Annotated in this window: 15 protein-coding genes; 8 read left to right on the plus strand and 7 right to left on the minus strand. The window is 64.8% G+C overall.

The features are described from left to right. Nucleotides 1–157: 157 nt before the first annotated feature. Nucleotides 158–1,306 carry a NarK/NasA family nitrate transporter gene (locus tag GT590_RS11050; protein ID WP_009609314.1) on the plus strand — a complete coding sequence of 383 codons (1,149 nt, stop codon included), beginning with the start codon at nucleotides 158–160 and terminating at the stop codon, nucleotides 1,304–1,306. Between the two features lie 46 nt (nucleotides 1,307–1,352). Here GT590_RS11050 and GT590_RS11055 read toward each other — a convergent pair whose 3' ends face one another. The 3 genes from GT590_RS11055 to recJ are packed head-to-tail and all read right to left on the minus strand — an operon-like array spanning nucleotide 1,353 to nucleotide 7,804. After that, entirely contained in the window at nucleotides 1,353–2,009 is a 657-nt protein-coding gene (locus GT590_RS11055) for an MBL fold metallo-hydrolase (protein WP_009306829.1), read from the minus strand. Continuing rightward, nucleotides 2,006–4,414, minus strand: a complete 2,409-nt coding sequence (locus tag GT590_RS11060; RefSeq protein ID WP_009306831.1) for a bifunctional (p)ppGpp synthetase/guanosine-3',5'-bis(diphosphate) 3'-pyrophosphohydrolase — start codon at nucleotides 4,412–4,414, stop codon at nucleotides 2,006–2,008. Before GT590_RS11060 ends, GT590_RS11055 begins: the two co-directional genes overlap by 4 nt. Before the next feature lie 21 nt (nucleotides 4,415–4,435). Next, complete coding sequence (gene recJ, locus GT590_RS11065) at nucleotides 4,436–7,804, minus strand: single-stranded-DNA-specific exonuclease RecJ (RefSeq protein WP_009306833.1); 3,369 nt, start codon at nucleotides 7,802–7,804, stop codon at nucleotides 4,436–4,438. A 272-nt stretch (nucleotides 7,805–8,076) separates the two neighbouring features. On the opposite strand from recJ, the gene GT590_RS11070 reads away from it, so the two are divergent. Then, nucleotides 8,077–9,009, plus strand: a complete 933-nt coding sequence (locus GT590_RS11070; RefSeq protein WP_240133640.1) for a hypothetical protein — start codon at nucleotides 8,077–8,079, stop codon at nucleotides 9,007–9,009. Nucleotides 9,010–9,068: 59 nt separating this feature from the next. Here GT590_RS11070 and GT590_RS11075 read toward each other — a convergent pair whose 3' ends face one another. Continuing rightward, nucleotides 9,069–10,049 (minus strand): helix-turn-helix transcriptional regulator, encoded by a 981-nt coding sequence (locus tag GT590_RS11075; protein ID WP_114550656.1) that lies wholly within the window; start codon nucleotides 10,047–10,049, stop codon nucleotides 9,069–9,071. Between the two features lie 431 nt (nucleotides 10,050–10,480). On the opposite strand from GT590_RS11075, the gene GT590_RS11085 reads away from it, so the two are divergent. The 3 genes from GT590_RS11085 to GT590_RS11095 all read left to right on the plus strand — a co-directional run bounded on the left by GT590_RS11085 (nucleotide 10,481) and on the right by GT590_RS11095 (nucleotide 12,734). Further along, nucleotides 10,481–10,906: a molybdopterin-binding protein gene (locus GT590_RS11085; protein ID WP_114550657.1), complete on the plus strand. Its 426-nt coding sequence runs from the start codon at nucleotides 10,481–10,483 to the stop codon at nucleotides 10,904–10,906. A gap of 264 nt (nucleotides 10,907–11,170) precedes the next feature. Further along, nucleotides 11,171–11,809, plus strand: coding sequence for an RNA polymerase sigma factor (locus GT590_RS11090; RefSeq protein WP_114551554.1), 639 nt, complete (start codon nucleotides 11,171–11,173; stop codon nucleotides 11,807–11,809). Beyond that, nucleotides 11,766–12,734 (plus strand): hypothetical protein, encoded by a 969-nt coding sequence (locus GT590_RS11095; protein WP_368854015.1) that lies wholly within the window; start codon nucleotides 11,766–11,768, stop codon nucleotides 12,732–12,734. The genes GT590_RS11090 and GT590_RS11095 overlap by 44 nt, the downstream gene beginning before the upstream one ends. A gap of 501 nt (nucleotides 12,735–13,235) precedes the next feature. On the opposite strand, the gene GT590_RS11100 is transcribed toward GT590_RS11095, so the two are convergent. Further along, nucleotides 13,236–15,677 (minus strand): ribonucleoside triphosphate reductase, encoded by a 2,442-nt coding sequence (locus GT590_RS11100; RefSeq protein ID WP_114516461.1) that lies wholly within the window; start codon nucleotides 15,675–15,677, stop codon nucleotides 13,236–13,238. 362 nt (nucleotides 15,678–16,039) lie between these two features. Between GT590_RS11100 and GT590_RS11105 the strand changes: the two genes are divergently transcribed. Together GT590_RS11105 and GT590_RS11110 are read left to right on the plus strand one after the other, a co-directional pair. Continuing rightward, the gene (locus GT590_RS11105; protein ID WP_114516460.1) at nucleotides 16,040–16,657 is read left to right on the plus strand and encodes a pyridoxamine 5'-phosphate oxidase family protein; all 618 of its coding nucleotides are present in this window, start codon (nucleotides 16,040–16,042) and stop codon (nucleotides 16,655–16,657) included. A gap of 3 nt (nucleotides 16,658–16,660) precedes the next feature. Continuing rightward, complete coding sequence (locus GT590_RS11110; protein WP_021409458.1) at nucleotides 16,661–17,383, plus strand: anaerobic ribonucleoside-triphosphate reductase activating protein; 723 nt, start codon at nucleotides 16,661–16,663, stop codon at nucleotides 17,381–17,383. Between the two features lie 314 nt (nucleotides 17,384–17,697). On the opposite strand, the gene GT590_RS11115 is transcribed toward GT590_RS11110, so the two are convergent. Beyond that, a complete protein-coding gene (locus GT590_RS11115; protein ID WP_021409440.1) occupies nucleotides 17,698–18,972 on the minus strand; it encodes an MFS transporter in 1,275 nt (424 codons plus the stop codon). Between the two features lie 246 nt (nucleotides 18,973–19,218). Next, nucleotides 19,219–19,896, minus strand: coding sequence for a TetR/AcrR family transcriptional regulator (locus GT590_RS11120; RefSeq protein WP_114551556.1), 678 nt, complete (start codon nucleotides 19,894–19,896; stop codon nucleotides 19,219–19,221). A gap of 151 nt (nucleotides 19,897–20,047) precedes the next feature. On the opposite strand from GT590_RS11120, the gene GT590_RS11125 reads away from it, so the two are divergent. Then, nucleotides 20,048–21,262 (plus strand): diphosphate--fructose-6-phosphate 1-phosphotransferase, encoded by a 1,215-nt coding sequence (locus GT590_RS11125; RefSeq protein ID WP_114551571.1) that lies wholly within the window; start codon nucleotides 20,048–20,050, stop codon nucleotides 21,260–21,262. Nucleotides 21,263–21,289: the final 27 nt, after the last annotated feature.

Raw genomic sequence — 21,289 nt, forward strand, 5'->3', positions numbered from 1 at the left:
CACGCCCCGGCACCGCCTACGGGTAAAACCCCTGCAATCGGTAGGAGTTAACCCCCGCTCTATCGATACGTGATAAAGTAACCGTTACGCAAGAAGAGGTTTCCGCGTCGCCGCGTCGCAAGCACGGCTCGACGACGCCTGGGGGGAGGAAATCGAAATGAGAAGGCGCTTCCAGCTGCCCTTGCAGACCGCGGATCTGATCGCCGGATTCATGGTGTGGGTCATCCTGTCGTCGCTGCTTCCGTACATCAAGCAGGACGTCTATATCCCTCCCGACCAGATAGCCCTCGTCACCGCCATTCCCGTGGTGTTGGGATCGGTGCTGCGCGTACCCTTCGGCTACTGTGCGAACCTGTTCGGCGCTCGTGCCGTGTTCCTGGCCAGCTTCATCGTGCTCGTGGTGCCCGTATGGTTTTTGAGCGAGGCCACCACGTATCAGGGATTGCTCATAGGCGGGACGTTTCTGGGCATCGCCGGCGCAGTGTTCTCGGTGGGCGTCACCTCGCTGCCGAAGTACTACCCGAAGGAGCGCCACGGCTTCGTGAACGGGGTATACGGCTTCGGCAATATGGGAACGGCGCTGACCACCTGGTTGGCGCCCGTGGCCGCGGTTGCCTTCGGTTGGCGCATGGCCGTCAAGCTGTACCTCGTGCTGCTGGCGGCGTTCATCGTGCTGAACTTCGTGCTGGGCGATCGCGACGAACCGCGTGTGAAGACGCCGGTCATGGAGCAGCTGCGCGCCGTCTGGAGCGACGCGCGCCTGTGGTTCCTGTCGCTGTTCTACTTCGTGACATTCGGCGCTTTCGTAGCCTTGACCGTGTACCTGCCGAACTTTCTCACGTCGCACTACGGGATGGACGGCGTGTCGGCAGGCGTGGCCACCTCGGTGTTTATCGTGGCGGCGGCCGCCATCCGCGTGCTGGGCGGCTGGCTGGGCGACCGGTTCGACTGTTATCGGCTGCTGGCCCTCGTGTTCGCAGGCCTCGCCGCAGGCGCCGCGGTGCTGGCCACGGCACCGGGGCTGCCCGTGTACCTGGCGGGCATCTATCTGGTCAGCATCGCATGCGGCATCGGCAACGGCGTGGTGTTCAAGTTGGTGCCTGCGTACTTCACGAAGCAAGCCGGGATTGCCAACGGCATCGTGGCCATGATGGGCGGCCTGGGCGGCTTCTTTCCGCCGCTCGTGCTGTCGGCATCGACGCTGCTGTTCAGCACGAGCGTCCCCGGATTTGCCGCCTTCGGCGCCTTCGCCCTCGCCTGCCTGGCGATTTCGCTGGTCATGAGGAGGAAGACTCGGTCATCCTGAGGGCACGGAGCGCGCAATCCGTCTCCTGAGCGTAAGCCGCGACCCCCTACGCGTAGTAAGCGAACACCCTTTTGCGTTCGTTGCCGATCTTGGTGGTGCTGTTGTGGCCGGGCAGGACCACCGTCTCGTCGGGCAGCACGGCCAGGCGCTTCAGCGAGCGGCGCATAGCGTTCATGTCGCCTCCCTGGAAATCCGTACGGCCAATGGAGCCGCAGAACAGCGTGTCGCCCGAAATCAGCACCGGCGCGCCTTCAGGGTTCGTGCCGAAGCGCGGGTCGATGAACAGGCAGATACCGCCCTCGGTGTGACCCGGCGTCAGGATCACCTTCCACGGCATGTCGCCGATCTTGAGAATGTCGCCGTCGTTCACTACATGATCCACCGGGCACGGCGTGAAGCGCATGTCGTCGCGCGGCAGCTTCTTCTCGCCCGAAATGATGGGCGCGTCGATGGCCGAGGCGATGACCGTGGCGCCGGTCTTGTCGCGCAGCTCCTTCGCAGCGCCCACGTGGTCCGAATGGCGATGCGTGAGGATGATGGCGTCGACCGAGCCCCCCGCCGCCTTGATGATCTCGTCGGGCTTGCACGTGGGATCCACCACGATGGTGGCCTTGCCGTCGGAAATGATGTACACGTTGTTCTCCAGCATGCCGAGCACGAGGTACTCGACGGGCACGCACGTGCCCTTCACCTTATTGGTCATGCGTCGCTCCTAGTCTTTTTCTTGCCGCCGCCGGCCTTGGGAACCATGCGGCGCGCGTCGAACACTCCTTCGATGCCGCGCAGTTTGCTCAGTACGATATCGATATGGTTGATATCGGACACCTGGAACAAAAACCGCATCTCCACCATGCCGTCGCGATGCGACGTGGTGGAGCTGGACAGCACGTTCGCCCCTTGCTCCGACAGGATGATGGCCACGTCGCGCAGCAGGTTCATGCGGTCGAGCGCGTCCAAGAACACCTCCACCTTGAACGACGTGTTCTTCGGCAGATCGTTCTCCCAGGCCACCTCGATGATACGCTCGGGGGTTTGCTTGAGATCCTGAGCGTTCGGGCAGTCGGCGCGGTGCACCGACACGCCGCGGCCGCGCGTCACGAAGCCGAGAATCTCGTCGCCCGGCACCGGGTTGCAGCACCGCGACAGGCGCACCAGCACGTCGTCCACGCCCTTCACCACCACGCCGTTCGACGTGTGCGCCTCGTGCTTCTTCGGCGCCTTCACGCTGGTCAGCATCGGCGGCATCTTGCCGGTGGACATGTCGCCTGCCACGTAGTCCATGGCGGTCTCGGCCTCGTGGCCCTTGTCCACGAGGATCTTCAGCAGACGGTTCGCCACGTGCTGGGCGCTTTCCTTGCCGGTGCCGATGTGCACGAGCATGTCGTCGGCGTCCTTGTAGCCCATGTGGTCGGCCACCGACTTGAGGGCGCGCATCGACTGGGCGCTGGATATGCCCAGACCGTGCTTGCGCATCTCGCGGGTCAGCTTGTCGCGGCCGAATTGCAAATCGTCGCTGCGGCTGACCTTGCTGAAGTACGAGCGGATCTTGCTGCGCGCGCTGGGCGTTTTCACGATGCCCAGCCAGTCGCGCGAAGGGCTGGCGCTTTTCTGCGTGAGGATGTCCACGCGGTCGCCCAGCTGCAGCTCGTAGGTCAGCGGCACGATGGCGCCGTTCACCTTCGCGCCCACGCAGTGGTTGCCCACCTCGGTGTGGATGGCGTAGGCGAAATCGACCGGCGTCGAACCAGCGCGCAGGCTCATGACCTCGCCTTTCGGCGTGAACACGAACACCTCGGTGGGCGCGAGATCCACTTTCAGGTCCTTCAGGAACTCGCGCGAATCCTGCGACTCGTCCTGCCAGTCCACCATCTGGCGCAGCCACGCCAGCTGCTGGTCCAGCGCGTCGCCGCTCTTGCCGCCCTTCTCCTTGTAGCGCCAGTGCGCCGCCACGCCGTACTCGCTTTGCCGGTGCATGTCTTCGGTGCGGATCTGGACCTCCAGCGGACGGCCCGCCGGCCCGATGACCGTGGTGTGCAGGCTCTGGTACATGTTGAACTTCGGCATGGCGATGTAATCTTTGAAACGGCCGGGCATCGGATGCCACAGCGTGTGCACCGCGCCCAGAGCCGAGTAGCAGTCCTTCACCGACTTCACGATAACGCGCACGGCGATGAGGTCGTATATCTCCGAAAAGCCCTTGCCCTTCTTCGTCATCTTCTGGTAGATGGAGTAGAGGTGCTTCGGGCGGCCCATGATCTGCGCCTGGATGTTCACCTTTTCCATCTCGTCGTGCAAGATGGAGATGATCTGGTCGAGATAGCCCTCGCGCTCAGAGCGGCTTTCAGTCACCATGCGGCTGATCTGCTTGAACTTGTTCGGTTCCAGATAGTAGAACGACAGGTCCTCGAGCTCCCACTTGATGTTGTTGATGCCGAGACGGTGCGCGATGGGCGCGTAAATCTCCAGCGTCTCGCGCGCCTTGAAGATGCGGCGGTCTTCACGCAGCGCGCCCAGCGTGCGCATGTTGTGCAGGCGGTCGGCCAGCTTGATGACGATGACGCGGATGTCCTTGCTCATGGCTACGAACATCTTGCGGATGGTGGCGGCCTGCTCGTCGGTGAGGCTTTCCACCTCGATGCGCGTGATCTTCGTCACGCCCTCCACCAGCTGTGCCACCTGGGGATTGAACTCCGCTTCCACCTGGTCGCGCGTCACGCTGGTGTCCTCCACGGTGTCGTGCAGCAGCGCTGCACACAGCGTTTCCACGTCCATGCGCAAGTCGGCCAGGATGATGGCCACCTCCACGGGATGTGCCACGAACGGCTCGCCGCTTTTGCGGCACTGGCCCTCGTGCGCCTCGCTTGCGAATCGGAAGGCCTTCGCCAGCATGGCCTCGTCGTCCTCGGACAGGTACACCGAGGTCAGGCGCTGCAGCTCGGCGAATCGCTCCTCGGGAGTCTTCGGCGCGAGGGCGTCCTTCTTGGCTTCGGGCGCGAACGATTTCTCGGCCACGTGCGGCCGGCCCAGCAGGTTGTCCTCCACGGTCTGCTTGTTCGACGTCGCCTCGGGCGCGCCGCCCAGCAGCTCCTCATGGTTGCTCTTGCCCATTTTGGTCGTCCTCCCTATGCCCTAGCGCTCGCGCGCGTCGCCTGCCGCGTCACCCGGCAAAATGGGCCGCGACACGCGTATATGGAGGGTAGCAGAATCGCTCTTCATCGCCCAGTCCCGGAACGCGTGGAACACCTCGCGCTCCCCCAAACCTTCACGGTAGCGTACGCTGTCCGTCAACTCCACCTTGTCCTGCGTCTCCACCACGTGGATGGAGCGCGCCATGCCGTCGGCGCCGAACGCGGTGTGCGTCTCGATAAGCCCGAGCTCGCGAAACACCGCCACGCCGCACGCTGCCGAGGCGGGGCTGATAGGGAATGCATCGGTGCTGGCCGCCGCGGCCAGATCGGCGTTGCCCATGGTGAAGAAGCACTCGCCCATCTCTCGCTGCAGACTGCGCAGGCGGCGGTACACCTGGGCCAGGCAGTCGTGGTCGGGCGTCATGTCGCGCAGGATGCGCTCGTTGAGCGAGCAGTCGCCGCGGTTGAACAGTAGGTGGATGCCCGCGGGCTTGCCGTCGCGGCCCGCCCGGCCGCTCATCTGGTTGAACTCGATCTCGTTGAACGGCAGGTGGTACAGCACCACGTGGCGGATGTTGGGGATGTCCACGCCCTCGCCGAAAGCGGACGTGGCCACCAGCACCGACAGCGCGTCGGTGCGGAACAGCTCTTCGATGCGCTTGCGCTCGGCGCGTGCGAGGCCCGCGTTGTAGAAGCCGATGAGCGGCGCCAGCTGGGGCACCCGCTTGCGCAGAGCGCGCGCCACGGCAACCGACTGCTCGCGCGAGTTCACGTAGATGACCGTCTTGCCGCCCGACGCGATGAGATTCGCCAGGTAGTCGTCGCGGTTCTTGAGGTTGCGCTGGTCGTCCACCTCGAGGTTGGGACGCGAAGCCGGGTCGTACACGCAGGCGTCCACCGGCAGCTCGCGCTTGATGGCGGCCGCCACCTCGTCGTCGGCCGTGGCCGTAAGCGCCAGCACCGCGGGAGCCTCGCCGCCGGGCCCAGCCAGCTTCGCAATGGCGGCGCCGATGGTGGCGTAGGCCACGCGCTGGCCCGCCTTCGCCAGGCCGATATGGTGCGCCTCGTCCACCACGACGAAGCGCACGCGGCCCGCGGCCGCGAACTCGTCAGCGTGCCACGCAAGGAACTCGGGCGTGGTCAGCACGATGTCGTAGGTGCCGTCGGCCAGGCCCGCGAAGCCCTGGCGGCGCTCGTCGGGCGTGCTCTCGCCCGTCAGCGTGATCACGCCGATACCGAACGCGTCCAGCGCCTCGCGCAGGTGGAACGCCTGATCGGCGATCAGCGCGCGCAGCGGGTACACGAACAGGCTGGCCTCGTGGTTCGCCAGCGCGCGCGTGGCGGCGTGCACCTGGAAGGTCAGCGATTTGCCGCGCCCCGTGGCCATGATGCCCAGCGTGGAGCGCCCGGCGCGCAGATGCGCGAGGATCTCGCGCTGCGCGTCGTGCAGCGGCTTGTCGCCGATGATGGCGCGCACGACGGCCTGCTCGAGCGCCGCGGGGTCTTCCGCGGCCTTGCGCTCCCAGCAGGCGCGGTTCGCCGCGCGGGCCGCCTCGTAGGCCTCCACGTCCTCGGGGCGATGCGGCGCGTTCGCGCACAGCTCGGCGTCGCTCGTGGCGTACAGGTCGGCCACGAAGCTGAGGTTCTCGGGGTTGAGGCAGGCCTCCAGGGCGCCGCAGGTGCGCGCGGGAGCCAGCGACTGCAGCATGGCCTTCACCGACTTGCGGCCGCGCCATTCGTCGATCTGCACCTCGAACGCGGCGTTCACCACGCTGTCGGTGCGCATGAGCGATTCGATGTCCGAGCAGTGGAACATGATGCCCGACACCGTGGCGCGCCCGTCGGACAGCGAGCACGAGAAGTGGTTCTTCTCGGCGCCCACCGCGCGGCAGTTCGCCAGCATCACGTCGCGCGCCAGGTACACGGGCACAGGATGCTCCTGGCCGAACGGCGCCAGCTTGTCCAGTTGCGCCACGTTGTCCAGCGTCAGCTCATCGAGGCTGACGCACGAGTCGATTTCCACGAGCGGATGGAACGCGCCCTCGGGCAGCGCGTCCATGTAGGCGCACAGGCGCCGCTCGAACTCCGGCAGCTTGTCGGCCGGCAGCGTGACGCCCACGGCCGCATCGTGCCCGCCGAAGCGCGTGAGCAGGTCAGATGCGCTTTCCACAGCCGAGAACAGGCTGACCTGGCCCACGCTGCGGCCGCTGCCGCGCGCTTCGTCGCCGTCGATGGTGAACAGCAGGCTGGGCACGCCGTACGTGTTCACCAGGCGGCTTGCCACGATGCCCTTCACGCCCTCGTGCCAGCTCTCGCCCGACACCACCAGCGCGCGCTGGCCGTGGTAGATCTCGGCGGCCTGCGCCTTCGCGATCTCGGACAGCTCGGCTTCGATGGCGCGGCGCTGGTCGTTCACCGATTCCAGCTTCGTGGCCAGGCGGTTCGCCTCCTCGAAGTCGTCGGTCATCAGCAGGTCGAGCGCCAGCTGCGCGTCGCCCATGCGGCCGGCGGCGTTGAGGCGCGGGATGACGGAGAAGCTGAGATTCGTGGCGCTGACGGGCTTGTCGGCGGCGCCGCTGGTGGCCAGCAGCGCGGCGATGCACGGGCGCGGCGCGGCGTTCATGCGCGCGATGCCGTCGGACACGAGGGCGCGGTTCTCGTCGCGCATGGGCATGAGGTCGGCCACCGTGCCCAGCGTGGCGAAGTCGGTGAAGTCGCGCCATAGGTGCGGCTGGCCCAGACGGCCGCCCAGCACCTGCACCAGCTTCAGGGCCACGCCCACGCCCGCCAGGATGGAGCTGGGGCAGTTCGCGTCGCACTTCGGATCGGCCACGGGCACGCCTTCAGGCACAAGGTCCACCGGCTCGTGGTGGTCGGTGATAGCCAGGCCCAGACCCGCCTCCACCACGGCCGCGGCCTCCGCCTTGCAGGCGATGCCGCAGTCCACCGTGACGATGAAGTCGGGGCCAAACGAGCACGCGCGCGTGATGGCGGCCTGCGACAGCGCGTAGCCCTCCTCGAAACGCAGCGGAATGAAGGGCGTAGCCTGCGCGCCGAGGGCGCGCAAACCGCGGGTGAGCACGGTGGTGGCCGAGATGCCGTCGAGGTCGAAGTCGCCGAACACGAGGATATGGTCGCCGCGCTTGACGGCGGCTTCCAGGGCATCGGCCACGTCGGACAGGCCGGGGATGATGTAGGGGTCCAGCCAGTCGCGCTCGAGCGACGGCGCGAGGAAGCGGTGAACCGCAGCGGGGTTGTCGATGCCGCGGGCGACCAGCGTCGCTGCGATGAAGCGGGGCAGACCGAGTTCGCGCTCCAGGCGCACGACGGACGCGGGGTCGGCCGCTTTGATCTTGAACTGGGCAGACATGGCTCTCATACCTCACATGCGCGAATTCGAATAGTTCACGTCCCATTGTCCCACAATCGAACGGCGAAGTCACCGAAGATTGCGCGGGCGGCGCGGGCGAACACGAGCGGGCGCAGGCGGGCGCAGGCGGCACGCACCTTCGCGAACGTACCGGGCACCTTCACAAGCAACGTGCACTTTCGCGAGCGCATCCCGCGCGCCGACCCCGGGCTTCCGCGATTCCGCTGCGAACGCAGATCTCCACGACCATCAGAATTGCCATGGGTGGCCTTTTGCGCCCATCGCAACACGCGAACCCCGCGCACTTTATCGTCCCCAACACGCTTTCACGCGTGCGCACCGCACGCATAACCTGCAGCGTGTTCGACCGGAGGATTCCCTCATCGGCTTTCGTCAACGTGGGCGACGGGGTGTTCGTCGCCTCGCCCGAACTGTGCCTGCTGCTCGAAGCCCGCACGGCCGCTTTCGCGAGCCTTGTCGAAACGGGCTACGAACTCTGCGGAAGCTATCGCCTGGCAGCCTCGTCGGACGCCGGCATGATGTCCGACCAACTCCCCCTGACGTCTACGTCGAAATTGCAATCGTTCCTCTCTCGCGCTCGAAACCTCAACGGAGTCGACACGGCGCGGAAAGCCGTCCCGCATATCCTGCCGAACTCCGAATCGCCCAAGGAGTCGCAGCTATCCATACTCAGCAGCTTTCCAGGACGCCTCGGCGGATACGGATTCCCGCAACCGACGTTGAACCACCCTGTGCGCATCTCGGAGAAGGCTCGGGGGCGGAACGTGGGCGGAACATGCCGTTGCGACCTGTTTTGGCCCGACGCGAAACTCGACGTCGAATACGACAGTCGGCTTCACCATGCAGGCGAGGCCGAGCAGGAGAAGGACTCGGCCCGCAGAACCGCGTTGGCGTACGCGGGCATCCTCGTCATCACCGTTTCGAGCGACCAGCTGCACACGAGGTCGGAGATGGACAAGGTCGCCCACGCGATGGCGAAACGGCTGGGAACGAGATGCCGCTCGCGGGCGCACGACTGGGAACTCAAGCAGATCAGGCTGCGATCACAGCTGCTCGGCACCACGCGACTGGAAATGCTGGACGCAAAAACGGCACCCATGACAATAATCGACCGCCGAAAGCGCCCCCGCCCTTCGCATTCTCGGGAAAAGGCCTGGCCACGTTTCGCGACGAAGCCGAAATAGCACGCTAAGAACCATCGAAATTGTCATGGGTGCCCGTTTGCGCCCAGCAGGGGCGAAGGCTACCGCTCGAATACCACTTCCCCCATGCGGGAGGCGTCGTAGCCGACGATGGAGCCGATCTCTTCGCGGAAGGGGCGCGTGCGGGCGAGCTTCGCGATGGCATCGACTGTGCGCTCGCAGCCGGGACGCTTCGCCAGCACGATGTCGAGCCACTCGTCTTGCAGCGGGAGAAAGCCTACGCCTTCCACTTGGTGGAACACGCGTTCCGCACCGATTCCCACGTCGGCGGCGCCCCGAGCGACGAACGAGGCCATCGACAACGCCGAATTCGCCTCGCGCTCATAGCCCTCGATGGCCGCCCCCGAAACGCCGCGGCGCGCCAGCTGCTCGTCCAGCAGGATGCGCGACCCGCACCCGCATTCGCGGTTCACGAGGCGCACGCCCGGCTGCAGCAGGTCGTCCCAGGTGCGCAGGCTCTTCGGATTGCCCTTCGCCACGATGAGCCCTTGGCGGCGGCGCACAAGGCGTACCACCTTCAGCGGGACTCCCGGCAGCAGCCGCTTCACCGCGGCGACGTTGTACGAGTCGGTCTCGCCGTCGTACAGATGCGTGAGCGCCGCGTGGACCTCCCCGCGGTACAGGTCGACCAGCGCGTTGTAGCTGCCCTCGTAGATGCGGTCCACCGCGGTGTTCGTGGCTCCCAGGTAGTTCGCCAGGATGTCGCCCACGATGTCGTTGCCGGCCAACACGAATGGGCCGGAGGCCGACTGCGAACCCGATCGGGACGCCGAGACCGCAGTCGGGGCAGGGGCCGGAGCCGACACGGCCGCGCACGGCAGGGCGGCAGCCGTCACCGCAGCGGTCTTCGCGCGCTTCGAACGCGCGATGTAGTTCTCCACGTCGCCCATGGTGAAGCGCATCTTGCGGCCGACGTGGTACGACGCCAGCTCGTCGGCCTTCACCAACTTGTAGACCGAGCTGCGGCTCACCTGCAGCAAGCCGGCCACCTCGTCCGCCGTCAACGCGTCGTCGTTGCGCATGCCGCCTCCTCCGTCAGTCGTCGATACCCCACAGCTTCTTCAACTCGCGGTTGATCTCGTTCGCGTTCGCCGGAATGCCCACGTCGTACGGCATCGGCGATCGCAAGCCCGCTCGTCACGGGATCGCGCTTTGTCACGTTGCGACCGTCCACGAGATACCGCACGGTCACCCATTCTCGAAATCATCCTCATGCACATATAATCTTCTTCTCAGTATAAACCCTATCGGGCGTGGCGCAACGCACAAGCTTCATGACCCCTCCACGGATTCGCATGGTTTCGTACACGAGAATGCACGAGCTTGAACGAAACGACACGAACCGGAGTCATTTCCCACGGACTTCTTCCACACCGCGTCCGAACCCGCGACACTGTGACCATGTCGAACGGGCTCCGCAGAAGCCGGAAGCCCCCAACGAAAGGAACCTGCTATGAAGATATCCGCTCGCAACCAGCTCAAGGGCACCGTCTCCGCCATCGCCGAGGGCGCCGTGAACGGCGTCGTTTCCATCGACCTGGGATCTACCGTGGTCAAAGCCGACATCACCATGGAAGCCATCAACGATCTGGGCCTCAAAGAGGGCACCGACGCAATGGCCATCATCAAGGCCAGCAACGTGATGTTCGCCGCCGGCTCCGAGCGCATCCAGGGCATCTCGGCCCGCAACCAGATCGCCGGAACGATCGCGTCCGTGAAGAAGGGCGCCGTGAACGGTCATGTGACCATCGAGACCCCCGAGGGCGCACGCATCATGGGCTCCATCACGAACGAGGCCATCGAGGATCTGGGTCTCGCCGAGGGTGCTGCCGCGCTCGCCATCGTGAAGTCCACCGACGTCATCGTGGGCGTGGAGTAACCGCTTCCATAGCATCTGCGAGCGACGCTCGCACCCGCAAGGCCGCGTCCCGCACGCGGCCTTGCTGCATTTCCGGATCCCCTTTCCGTTCCGCGCTTTGCGCGGCGCTCTCTTTCCTTCCCGTTCCAAACCATCGACGCAGCCTTCGCGGATTCGAGGCTGCGCGCACGCCGCCCGCGAAGCGCATTCGCTCAAACGAACTTTTTCGCCTTCCTCAGAACAATCTCACACTCTAGCCCGTATTGTTACCAGAGAGGTGAATGCATGCGCTTGCCGTTCCAGCGAAAAAACCAGCCCGCCGCAGCCCGCGACAGCCCGAAACCGCTTCGATCCGACGCGTTCTTGCTCGAGGCCATGGACGCGTGGGGCGATGTCGTGTATCGCGTCGCGCTGGCGCAGACCGGCTCGCCCAGCGACGCCGACGACGTGTTCCAGGACGTGTTCATGCGCCTGCTGGAAAACGACACCGCGTTCGAAAGCGACGAGCACCTGAAAGCCTGGCTGCTGCGCGTCACGGTGAACCGCTGCCGCGACTTGGCGCGCCTGACCTGGAACCGCCGCACGGAAGGCTTCACGCGGGAGCATGCCGACATCCCCGCCCCCGACGCGTTCGACGCCGACATCTGGGAGGTCGTGGGCGCGTTGCCGCCCGACCTGCGCATCCCGGTGCACCTGTTCTACGTCGAGGGCTACGCCACCGAAGAGATCGCGCGCATCACGGGATGTCGCCCCAGCACCGTGCGAACCCGCCTCCACCGCGCCCGCCAGCAGCTGCGCAGCATGCTAGAAGACGACCGCGGCCAACGCGAGTCGAGCCTTGCAAGCTGCCGCGACCCCCTATGCCGAAAGGAGCCGAACCGTGACCGATCCCCGCAACCCCGGCCCACGCCCAACCGTGGATGAGTACCGCACCATGATGCGAGGAACGCACGTCCCGGACCAGCTGAAACAAGCGACTCTGAGCGAAGCGGGCAGGCGCCGGGGCCGCAGCGCTAAAACCGTGCGGACACCCGTCCGAACAGGCGCGTCGGTCAGGCGACGCTCGGCGCTCGGGTTCGCCGTCGCTGCCTGCCTCGTGCTGGTCGCGGGAATCGGCGCAACGGCTTTCGCGATCAACGGCCCCGGCGGGTTCGGACCGGGGAAAACCGTAGAGCTGGAGTCCCAAGACTTTACGGGAGGCGGCGGCTACAGCGGTCCCTGGTACAACCCAGCCGACGACACGTTCTGGAGCTACGAATGGGCTGGATACAAGTATCATTTCCCTGTGCGGTGCGTCGGGAACAACATCGAATCCGTCACCTACGAAATCGAAGGCGAGCGCAGCTACTTCGAGATCATCGATAACACCGTCACCGCCGAGCAGCACGACAACGGCAAGCACGTGTTCAATTACACCAAGTCCGTTACGTTCGACTACGACCATCAGGAGTCGATCGACGACCAGCGTATCGTAGAGATCTACATCGGCTTCCCCCTTTCCGAAGAAGGGAAGGAAGCGTACGAATTGGCCCTTGCCGGCAAAAACTCGCTCGAAGCGAGCAGGCAGCTGAATACTGCCATCGAAAAAGGCGCGGCCCGGGAAATCTCGACCTCCCGATTGAAGCTCACCGCCACGTTCGCCGACGGCTCCATGCAAACGAAAACGTACCGTATCGCTCCGGTGCCCGATTTCGACGAACGATACGAGGCCTATTCCGATGCCCGTGCCGCATTTCAGAGCATCGAGCCTCCTTCAAGCGGCGCCTCCCAGCAGGAGATCGACGATTACCTCGGCAAGATGCCTCAAATGCCCAAGCTTCACACCATCACCGAGCTCAACGAAGGGTGAACGCCGCGTTGGAACCCGCGCGCCGCAGTATCTTTTTATAACCAATATAGCCATGGACAAAAAGTGCCGATTTTCTTTATCCTCTATGAAGATAAGGCAAAGCGGTGCGCTTCTCACCAGGCATGATGGGAATGGCCTGATGCTCGATCCCCCTCTTTTAGGTCGAAAAACTACAGAATACTATAGCTTTTTGTCCATGATGATTTGACTTATATTATTTTGCTGCGACCCAAACGCTCGCATTACCAGTCGCATGCTAGCATTGAGGAAGCGGTCGCCCCACCCGCAGGAAAGACTCGCGAAACAAACCGCGTCGACACGGTGCGCAGCAAAGCACCCGCAAGCTTCGCCATCCCCATACTGCACCTCCCCGCATGCAAAAGGGCCGGATCCTTCGATCCGGCCCGGAAGTTGCTGGGCGCTTGCTGCTGGTATGCTGATGCCGCGTTCGCGAATGTGGTGACGGGTACGCCCTGGTTTCAAACCGACCGAAGCCGGCGGTTAGGCGGTCACCTGCGCTTTCATCGCATTGACGTGCTGGAACACGGCGGCGGCGCCCGGGATCACGTCCACGGAGCCGTCGGCGGCCACGGACAGCAGCGTGGGCGCCTGCATGATGCGGTAGCGCTGCGCCAGCTCCACGTTCTCTTCGGCCAGCAGCTCCTCGTAGACGATGCCGGCGGCATCCATTTCAGCTGCGGCGAATTTGCAGTTCGGGCACGTCCGCGTGGCAATGAGGTAGAGGCCTGCGGGAAGCGTGCTGTGGTCGGGCGCAGAGGCTTTCTCGATGCCCGGAACCGTCACGTGCGAACCTGCCTGCCCGGCGGTCTCGGCCGCGGCCGTCACGGCTACGGCGCCGTCGCGCGTCAAATGCGAATGCCCCAAGTCGTACTCCACGCGGTCGGCGAACTCCTGCGACTTGCCGTCGTTCCAGTTCTTCACCGGGCGGTAGTAGCCGGTGATGCGCGAGTACACCTCGGTCTCCTCGTGGCAGCACGGGCACTCGTACACCTCGCCGGCGATGTAGCCGTGGTTCTTGCACACCGAATACGTGGGTGACATGGTGTAATACGGCAGCTTGTAGTTCTCGGCGATCTTGCGCACCAGCGTGGCGGCCGCCTTCCAGTCGGGCAGCTTCTCGCCCAAGAAGGCATGGAACACGGTGCCGGACGTGTACAGCGTCTGCAGCTCGTCCTGCACGTCCAACGCGCTGAAGATGTCGTCGGTGAAGCCCACCGGCAGATGCGACGAGTTCGTGTAGTACGGCTTGCCCTGCTCGTTGGCCGTGATGATGTCGGGGAACTGCTCCTTGTCGTGCTTGGCGAAGCGGTACGTGGTGCTCTCGGCTGGCGTGGCCTCGAGGTTGTATAGGTCGCCGTACTGCTCCTGGTAGTCGGCCAGACGGGCGCGCATGTGGTTGAGCACGTCCTTCGTGAACGCCTGCGCCGGCTCCTGCGTCATGTCAGCGCGCAGCCACTGCGCGTTCAGGCACGCCTCGTTCATGCCCACCAGGCCGATCGTGGAGAAGTGGTTCTCGAACGTGCCCAGGTAGCGCTTGGTGTACGGGTACAAGCCCGCATCCAGCAGGCGCGTGACCACTTCGCGCTTCGTGTGCAGCGAGCGCGCGGAAACGTCCATGAGATGGTCGAGTCGACGGTAGAAGTCGGCTTCGTCGGCGGACAGATAGGCCAGGCGCGGCATGTTGATGGTGACCACGCCGATGGAGCCCGTGGACTCGCCGCTGCCGAAGAAACCGCCCGACTTCTTGCGCAGCTCGCGCAGGTCGAGGCGCAGGCGGCAGCACATGGAACGCACGTCGGACGGTTCCATGTCGGAGTTGATGTAGTTGGAGAAGTACGGAGTGCCGTACTTCGAGGTCATTTCGAACAGCAGCCGGTTGTTCTCGGTTTCGCTCCAGTCGAAGTCGCGCGTGATGGAGTACGTGGGGATTGGGTACTGGAAGCCGCGACCGTTCGCATCGCCTTCGATCATGATCTCGATGAAGGCCTTGTTCACCATATCCATTTCGACCTTGCAGTCGCCGTAGGTGAAGTCCATCTCCTTGCCGCCCACGATGGCCGGCTGATCGCGCAGGTCGGCCGGGCACACCCAGTCCAGCGTGATGTTGCTGAACGGCGCCTGCGTGCCCCAGCGCGAAGGCGTGTTCACGCCGAACACGAACGACTCGACGCACTGCTTCGTCTCTTCGTAGGTCAGGTTGTCGGCCTTCACGAACGGCGCGAGATACGTGTCGAAGCTGCTGAACGCCTGGGCGCCCGCCCATTCGTTCTGCATGATGCCCAGGAAGTTCACCATCTGGTTGCACAGGCTGGACAGGTGGCTGGCCGGCTTCGACGTGATCTTGCCGGGCACGCCGCCGAGGCCCTCCTGGATGAGCTGCTTGAGCGACCAGCCCGCGCAGTAACCCGTCAGCATGGACAGGTCGTGCAGGTGGATGTCGGCGTTGCGGTGAGCCTTCGCCACCTCGTCGTCGTAGATCTCGCTAAGCCAGTAGTTCGCCGTGATGGCGCCCGAGTTCGACAGGATCAGGCCGCCGACGGAGTACGTGACCGTGGAGTTCTCCTTCACGCGCCAGTCTTCCACCTTGACGTACTGGTCCACGAGATCCTTATAGTCCAGCAGCGTGGCGTTGGCGTTGCGCACCTTCTCGCGCTGCTTGCGGTACAGAATGTAGGACTTCGCCACGTCGGCGTACCCGGCCGTGGACAGCACCTCCTCCACGCTGTCCTGCACGTCCTCGACGCTGATGATGCCGTTTTTGATGCGCGGCTCGAAATGGGCGGTCACGTTGAGGGCCAGAAGGTCGATCGTGGACGGATGGTACTGCTTCTCCAACGCGTCGAACGCCTTGGCGATAGCGCTTGAGATTTTGGCTATATCGAATTCCGCGATCTTTCCGTCGCGCTTCTGGACCTCGTACATGCTTGCTCCTTTTGCTGTGGATTCGCTTCGTTTGCGCGGCGACTGCCAACCGTTCCGCGCCTCGCATGCGGTTTCAAACACCCTAGCAGCGTCCACCGGGCCAGTCAATGATTGTAATCCATATGTTGAATATGCCTCCACAATACACAACTATATATGGTAGATTTTGCCATCTGGGGTTTTGCGCGAGCGCTCGATGGAGCTCTTCGAAAAGCGACCTGCGAGTTTAGAACAAAGCACCGCGCGGGCCGTTTTGCAGATGCCCGACGCCGAAGCTTTCGGCGAGCGGCAACGCGTTTGATCGCAGGGCGCAGCGGGATTATGATAGACCCCTGCGCAACCAACTAGAAGGAGCATCCGCCATGACCCGCTTCCCCCTGCGCCGCTCCGAGCGCGCCTTGCCGCACGACGAGGCGCTGGCCGTACTCGACGCCGCCGAGTTCGCCATCGTGTCCACCGTGGACGATGACGGCATGCCCTACGGCGTGCCGCTCTCCTTCGTGCGGCGAGGCGATACGCTGTACTTCCACGCCACAAACGAGGGCGGGCACAAGACGGTCGATTTTCGTCGCGACGATCGCGTGTGCGCGACAGCGGTGACGGGCGTCAGAGCGTTCTTCGAAGACGGCGATTTCTCCACCAGCTTCCGGTCGGCCATGACATTCGGCCGCGTCCGCGAGGTCGTCGAAGCGACCGAGTTCAAGCATGCGCTGGTGGGCCTCTGCATGAAGTACGTGCCGGAGGCAAAGCGCAGCATCGGGAAAGCGATGGAGAAGGAAGGGCCGCACACGTCCGTGTGGGCCATCGACATCGAAGAGATAAGCGGCAAAGCGCATCCGGGGCCACGTGGCGATGCGAGCGGGGACGGGCGCACGGATGCCGCGGACGGCGGCGGATGCGCCGACACGGGCGTCGGCAGGCAGGCGGACCCGGGCGCGGGCGCGGAACCAGTCGCCGCCCTCGGCGGCGAAGGAGCCTGAACCATGCGCATCGCCGGCTTGCAGAAGCTCACGCTGCTCGATTTCCCGGGCAAGACCGCGGCCACGGTGTTCACGCCGGGCTGCAACTTCCGTTGCCCGTTCTGCCACAACGCCGCCTTGGTGACGGGCGAGGCAGAGCGCGATGGCGCAGCCGCGGACAGCAGCGCCCTATCGATCGACGAGCTCTTCGCGTTCCTCGGCAAACGCCAGGGGCTGCTCGACGGCGTGTGCATCACAGGCGGTGAACCGTTGCTGCAGCCCGGTATCGATGAGTTCTGCGCTCGCGTGCACGAGCTGGGGTTCGCCGTGAAGCTGGATACGAACGGCAGCTTCCCCGGCCGCTTGCGCGCGCTTGTTGAGGAAGGCCTTGTGGATTATGCGGCCATGGACGTGAAGAACGCGCCAGAGCGTTACGCCGAAACCGTCGGCGTCCCCGCGTTCGACCTCGCGCCGGTGCAGGAGTCTCTCGACTTCCTGCGTTCGGGCGCGGTCCCCTACGAGGTGCGCACCACCGTGGTGCGCGAGCTGCACACAGCCGACGACCTGCGCGCGCTGACTGCGTGGATCGAAGGCGTACAAGCATGGCACCTGCAAAGCTTCATCGACGTGGACAGCGTGCTGGGCGGCGAAGGTCGCTTCCACGCATGGGACCCCGACGACCTGCGGGCACTGCTGCCCGAGCTGCAGGCCGTCGTGCCGGGCGCTCAGCTACGCGGCGTGGACTAGGGCCGCGAGGGGCCGCGCCCTCGCATGCCGCAAGCACGTGCCTCTTGCGGATCCCGAATTCCGGCCAATCGAGAAACCCGCGGCACACGAACCGCTCAACACCCTGCGAAACCAGGCAGCGCATAGGAAACGGGAAATTCCGGCAGGAATCGACGCGATTCCGTCATCGAGAAAGCCCGCGCCCTTCGGCCTTTCCGCGTCCGGCCCCCTAACCAGGCCCGATACATCCAGGCAAAAGCTCTGTCTCGGCATAAAGCAACGAGTTCAGAAAGGGACGGCAGAATCCCGTCGAAAACTGCCAAAAATCAGGGTTTTCACCGCGCATCTGCGGCCCCCGGCACGGCTGCTTGCAGCTCGGCCAAGCCCTTCTTCAGCACGCGGAACGTAACCAAACCGATGACGAACGCGACGGCCGCCGTGCCCAGCGCCACCGGCACGAGGTTGCCGCGCAGCGCGTCGAACAGGCCGCCGTAGATGAGCTGCCCCACGGGTTGCGCGCAGTTCGCCAGCGACATGGTAAGCGCGATCACCTTCCCCACCAGGTAGCCGGGCGTCTCGAGCTGCACGAACGAGATGGCTTGGATGCTGAACATCGTGGCGCACGCCATGGACACGAACAGGCCCGCTACCACGATGCCGTACGCCAGCATCGCGTCCATCGGCACGCCCAGCACCACGGCAATGGGCAGCAACCCCAAGGCCGCCACCAGCAGGAACAGCGGCGCGCGGCTGAGACGCAAACGCTCGGCGAACACGCCCACCGAGACGCCGCCCGCCAAACCGCCCAACGCCAGCGCACCCTCGGCGAAGCCCATGTACTGGTTCGGCAGGCCCAGGATCTGTGTGATCACAACCGGCGCGCCGATGAGGATGAACGCCGTCAGCGTGACGTTGATGCCCGCCACCAGGAAGATCACCTTGAGGATGACCGTGCGTTCGTGGCGCAGAAACGCGAAGCTCTCGACGATATCGTTCGCCACCGTGCGCACCACACCCACGCCGCTGCGCTCGATGGCGTCGCGCGGGATGCGCACCACGGTGACGATGAGCACGGCAGAAACCGCGAACGCCGCTCCCGACACGAACACCACCGGCTCGATGCCGAACAGGCCGAACAGCAAGCCGCCCAGCACCGGGCCCACGAGGCCCGAAAGTGCGCTGATCTGGCTGACGATGGCGGTGGCGCGCACGATGCCGTCGCGCGGGGCGATGAACGGCACCGCCGCCTGCACGGTGGGCTGGTACACGCTCTGCGCGGCGTACAGGACGATGAGCGCGCAGATGCACAGGCCGACGAGGTCGATGACGCCGTCGAGTGCGAGAAACGCCGCACACGTCGCAGCCAGAAGGATATCGAGCGCCGCCATGATGCGCCGCTTGTTCACGCGGTCGGCCGCAACCCCTCCGATGGGCGTCAGCACGATGTAGGGGATCCACGCGCAAGCCGACACCGCGCCCATGAGCGCCGCCGAGCCCGTTTGGTTCAGCACGTACAGCGGCAGGGCGAAGCGCAGCACGGCATCGCCGAACAACGAAGCAATCTGCGCGAAGATCACCGAAACGAACGAGCGGTTGAGAAGAGTGTTCATGTCGTTTCCTTTCATTTACATACATTCGGTTGGTATGTATATTGGACAAAAAAAGAAGGTTGCCAGGCAACCAGGGTTCGCTAAGACATCGCAAGAGGAAACCGCAAGCACGCGCCGTCATCCCGAGCAGGGTCCTTCGACTCGCCGCGCTCGCTCACAACGACAGCCGGGAGCATCCGCTCGCTCGACCTTCCCCTGCCCGCCTTCCTGCTTCCGGAATGTTTCACGTGAAACATTCGTACGTATTTACGAGCTCATAGCATCAAGCCTTTCGTGAAATTGGCTGCGATACCCCTCGAGGATGGTCGCCAGCCCGCCTACTTCCAGGGACAGGCCGCCCAGCGCCTTCACGATATCGAGGTAGTAATCGACGCGCGCACGCAGCTCCTCGGCGGTGGCGGAACGGAACATGGGGCTGACCCAAAGGTTCGCCAGCAGCACGATGACCTCGCTGAACTCACGCGGATGATCGGTTTGGATGCTGCCGTCGCGCACACCCTGCTCCACGATGGGCAGCACGAAATCGGGCACCGTCTCCTGAAGCACCGCCTGGTACTGCAGGCCCAGCAGACGCGCGTTCTTCACCGGATCCACGTCGGGAGCCGCCTTGGCCCACATGTCCATCTGCGGCCCGGTGATGGATGCCGCGAACAGCGCTTGCAGCTTCTCGGCGCCGGTCATGCGGCCGTCGTCGCGGATGCGGCGAAGCTCGTCGAACAGCGCTTGGTTGTCGCGGTCGAGCGCAGCCGACAGGATGTCCTCCTTCGACTTGAAGTGGTGGTACACGGCCCCCTTCGTCAAGCCGCCCAGCCCATCGATGATGTCCTGAATGCTGGTATTGTCGTACCCTTTCTCGAAGAACAGGGCCAAGGCCACGTCGAGGATGAGGTTCACCGTCTCCTCGGGATGCTTGTTGCGGGCCATCGGCCATCCTCTCCATCACGTTACATACCAACGGTATGTATCCTACGCTCCTCCAGTGGAGAAGGCAAGAAAAAGTTTGCCGCACGTCCTGGGCAGCATCATACTGGTGCGCATGCGCCAAAGCGATCAGAGAGAACAGGAGCATCGACCCATGAGCACCTGCCTTGTTGCACAATCCGGCGGACCCACCGCCGTTATCAACGCCAGCCTGGCCGGCGTCATCCGCGCGAACCAGCTGAACCCACTGTACGACCGCGTGCTGGGTGGCATCCACGGCATCGAGGGCGTGCTGACCGACCAGCTGTACGACCTCACCGACCTTTCCGAGCACGACCTGGAGCTGCTGAGGCAGACGCCCTCGTCGGCGCTGGGCACGTGCCGCTACAAGCTGAAGCGCGACGACGAGGCCGATTTCCGCCGCCTCACCGACGTGATGGACGCGCACGACATCGAAACCATGTTCTACATCGGCGGCAACGACTCCATGGACACCGTGGACGCGCTGGCCGAATGGGCGGCCGAGAACGCGCCGAGCAAGCGCTTCATCGGCATTCCGAAAACCGTGGACAACGACCTGGTACCGGTGGACCACTGCCCCGGCTTCCCCAGCGCGGCGAAGGTGGCCTGCCAGATCACGCACGCGACGCGCCTCGACTACGACGCGTACACGCGCCCCGAGGTGTTCGTTCTGGAAGTGATGGGACGCGACGCGGGCTGGTTGGCGGCGAGCTGCTGCATCACCGGCGACGTCGATTTGTTGGTGCTGCCCGAGGTCGCCTTCGACCGCGACGCGTTTCTCGCCGAAGTGCGCGCGAAGTTCGAGGCGACCGGCTCGTGCTACATCGTAGTGTCCGAGGGCGCGCGCTACGCCGACGGCACCTACCTGTCCGCCGGCGATACTGCGCACGACGGGTTCGCCCACGCCGTGCTGGGCGGGGCGGCGCAAACGATCAAGCAAATGATTGTCGACGCGGGCATCGTGCCGCGCGGCGTGGTGCAGGATTTGTCGCGCGCGGCGCGCTCCAGCAACTTCGCGCAGAGCCTCGTGGACGTGACCGAGGCCTACGACCTGGGGATGAGCGCCCATATGCGCAGCGCCGACCCCGCCTTCACCGGCCAGGTGGTGGGCATCCGCCGCAACCCGGAGGCCGCAGCCACCGGCCGCTACGAGGCCGAGCTGTTCGCCGGCCCCGCAAGCGAGTTCGCCAATTTCGTCAAGCGCTTCCCCGCCGAGTGGATCCTGCCGAACTACCAGGGCATTACGCCGGAAGCGGTCGCGTACTTCCGGCCGCTCATCGAAGGCGAGCCGAAACTCGTCATGAAGGGCGGCATCCCCGCCACCATCGTGCCGTTCAACAAGCGCTGACGAAGCCGGCCCTCGGCGCCGCCCAGC

It is taken from the genome of Eggerthella sp. BIOML-A1, assembly GCF_009875595.1.
GTDB classification, from domain to species: domain Bacteria; phylum Actinomycetota; class Coriobacteriia; order Coriobacteriales; family Eggerthellaceae; genus Eggerthella; species Eggerthella lenta.

Excerpts from the sequence above, each read along its gene's own strand:
- GT590_RS11050 (WP_009609314.1), top strand. The coding sequence starts at position 158 with ATGAGAAGGCGCTTCCAGCTGCCCTTGCAGACCGCGGATCTGATCGCC.
- GT590_RS11055 (WP_009306829.1), bottom strand. The coding sequence starts at position 2,009 with ATGACCAATAAGGTGAAGGGCACGTGCGTGCCCGTCGAGTACCTCGTG.
- GT590_RS11060 (WP_009306831.1), bottom strand. The coding sequence starts at position 4,414 with ATGGGCAAGAGCAACCATGAGGAGCTGCTGGGCGGCGCGCCCGAGGCG.
- recJ (WP_009306833.1), bottom strand. The coding sequence starts at position 7,804 with ATGTCTGCCCAGTTCAAGATCAAAGCGGCCGACCCCGCGTCCGTCGTG.
- GT590_RS11075 (WP_114550656.1), bottom strand. The coding sequence starts at position 10,049 with ATGCGCAACGACGACGCGTTGACGGCGGACGAGGTGGCCGGCTTGCTG.
- GT590_RS11085 (WP_114550657.1), top strand. The coding sequence starts at position 10,481 with ATGAAGATATCCGCTCGCAACCAGCTCAAGGGCACCGTCTCCGCCATC.
- GT590_RS11090 (WP_114551554.1), top strand. The coding sequence starts at position 11,171 with ATGCGCTTGCCGTTCCAGCGAAAAAACCAGCCCGCCGCAGCCCGCGAC.
- GT590_RS11100 (WP_114516461.1), bottom strand. The coding sequence starts at position 15,677 with ATGTACGAGGTCCAGAAGCGCGACGGAAAGATCGCGGAATTCGATATA.
- GT590_RS11105 (WP_114516460.1), top strand. The coding sequence starts at position 16,040 with ATGACCCGCTTCCCCCTGCGCCGCTCCGAGCGCGCCTTGCCGCACGAC.
- GT590_RS11110 (WP_021409458.1), top strand. The coding sequence starts at position 16,661 with ATGCGCATCGCCGGCTTGCAGAAGCTCACGCTGCTCGATTTCCCGGGC.
- GT590_RS11115 (WP_021409440.1), bottom strand. The coding sequence starts at position 18,972 with ATGAACACTCTTCTCAACCGCTCGTTCGTTTCGGTGATCTTCGCGCAG.
- GT590_RS11120 (WP_114551556.1), bottom strand. The coding sequence starts at position 19,896 with ATGGCCCGCAACAAGCATCCCGAGGAGACGGTGAACCTCATCCTCGAC.
- GT590_RS11125 (WP_114551571.1), top strand. The coding sequence starts at position 20,048 with ATGAGCACCTGCCTTGTTGCACAATCCGGCGGACCCACCGCCGTTATC.